This is a genomic window from Falsiroseomonas sp. RANM36, assembly GCF_056682175.1.
Window position 1 is genome coordinate 26,474 of the sequence record NZ_JBWXTD010000002.1, and the last position, 1,888, is coordinate 28,361.

A 1,888-nucleotide genomic window follows, 5' to 3' on the forward strand; every position below is an offset into this window, starting at 1 on the left:
CCTGCCGGAGGTGGGCATCATCCTCTCCCCCGTCACGGCCGTGCTGATCGGCATGACGCTGAATGCCGGCGCCTACCTGACGGAGATCGAGCGCGGCGGGGGGGCCCCCCCGCCCCCCCCCCCCGCCGCCCCCGCGACCGCCGCCCCCGCCGCCCCCACCACCACCGCCGCTACCCCCGCCGCCGCCCCCGCCGCCACTGGCACCTGGGCCGCTGCCGGTTGCGCCGCCCCGATCGGGCGCGCTGCCGCGGGGCGAAGGCGATCCCATGCGATCCCGGTCCCGGTCGCGATCCCGCTCCCGGTCCCGGTCGCGATCCCGCTCCCGCTCGCGATCCCGGTCGCGGTCCCGCTCCCGCTCCCGGCTGCGATCCCGATCCCGGTCCCGGCTGCGCATCGCTTCCTCGCGCTGGCGGGCCGTCATCGCGTTCCAGCGCAGGCGCAGCCCGGCATCGTCGAGGTCGGGCGAACCCTGGCGGAAGGCGTTGCGCACGCGCTCGCGTTCCGGCGGCGGAAGGCTGTCGAAGTCGAGGCCGAACATCGCCTGGCCGCCCTGCGGCGGGCGGCCCGTCTGGGCCAGGGCCGCCGCCGGCGCGGCCGCCAGCGCGGCGAGAAGGAGGATCCTGCGTTGCATGCGAATGGTCCCTTCCACGGCGGCATCGCCGCCAGAAAAGATACATAAGCAGTACCTGAATATGCGGCCTTGCGTCAGATCAATCCGGATCGTCGCCGGCCGCGCCGCGCCACGGCACCCACGCGCCGCCGCTCTTCCGGTAGCTTCGCTTCACCGCCGCCCAGGCGATGCGATGCAGCCGCCCCTCATCGCGGCCGTAGCGGCCGGATTGCCAGGCGGCGTTGAAGGCGGCGCGGTAGATGTCCTGCGCATGCGCCGGCAGGGCGTGGCGCACGCCGGGTGGCAGGTCCTCGTTGCCGGCATAGGGCATCGGCCGCCCCCACCCGCCGCCGCGGTCACGATCCCGGCGCGAAGCGGCCCAGCGTCTCGATGAAATACTCGAAATTGTCGGCGTTCAGCGCCGCCCGCGCGGGGTCCTGCTTCGCCAGGATCAGCGCCGCGCGCGGCCCATAGACGAAATCCTGCGTCCCCGCGGCCAGGTGCGACGCCTCATGCACCAGGATGCCGAAGCGGTTGTCGAAGCCCTCCATCGTGGCCCGGAAGAAGGAGGGGCATAGGCCGACGATGCGACGCGCCGGTGCCGCATAGGCCATGCGCACCCCGTGGCAGGCAGGCGGGTCGTTGCACAGCACCTTGAACCGTTCCGGCTCGCCCAGCCATTCCGCCGTCTGGCGCAGCCGCGCCGCCACCACCTCGCGGGGGGCGAAGCCGAACCAGCGCAGCACCGCCGCGTTGTCCGGCTGGGTCTCGACCAGCCGGATGCCGAGCGTGATGCGCTCCAGCGCGACGGCGCGCGCCTCCTCGATCATCTGGCGATGCTCGGCGACGCAGGCCGGGCCGGGGATGTCGGCGGCGTGGCGCAGCGCGGCGCCCGGCTTGCCGAAGGGGGAGGGCGCCGCCGCCCCCGCCGCGCCCGGCGCCGCCACGCTGCCGGCGATCTCCTGGCGGAAGCCATCCGGCGCGGCGCCGGCCGGCGCCAGCCGCGCCAGCAGCAGCGTGAGCACCCGCGGCAGCGCGGGGAAGCGGCGTGTCCGACGGGTCTCCCGCGGCGCGGAGGCCGGCATGGCGTCTCTCCCGGAAGGCGGCGCGGCCGCGGGGCGATGTGGCAGCCTAGGATGCTCCGCCATGATGCGCGAATCATGAAGCCTTTGCGGCGCGCGCATGACCGCGCCCCGCCCCCCGGGGGTTTGAGCCCCCGGCCCGCGCGGGCGGCGCCCCCCCCGGCCGGGGCGGGGGGGGCGCGCGGGCGACTCGGCC

3 protein-coding genes are annotated in these 1,888 nt (G+C 75.9%); all 3 read right to left on the minus strand.

The features are described from left to right. A partial coding sequence (locus tag AC1MIR_RS00965) for a hypothetical protein (protein ID WP_480026318.1) occupies positions 1-631 on the minus strand: 631 nt, incomplete at its 3' end. Between the two features lie 79 nt (positions 632-710). Next, entirely contained in the window at positions 711-941 is a 231-nt protein-coding gene (locus tag AC1MIR_RS00970; RefSeq protein ID WP_480026319.1) for a ChaB family protein, read from the minus strand. Between the two features lie 25 nt (positions 942-966). Then, positions 967-1,695 (minus strand): M35 family metalloendopeptidase, encoded by a 729-nt coding sequence (locus AC1MIR_RS00975; RefSeq protein ID WP_480026320.1) that lies wholly within the window; start codon positions 1,693-1,695, stop codon positions 967-969. Between the last annotated feature and the right edge of the window lie 193 nt (positions 1,696-1,888).

Bases quoted from the DNA above. Each gene is read 5' to 3' on its own strand.
- AC1MIR_RS00970 (WP_480026319.1), bottom strand. From the start codon at position 941: ATGCCCTATGCCGGCAACGAGGACCTGCCACCCGGCGTGCGCCACGCC.
- AC1MIR_RS00975 (WP_480026320.1), bottom strand. From the start codon at position 1,695: ATGCCGGCCTCCGCGCCGCGGGAGACCCGTCGGACACGCCGCTTCCCC.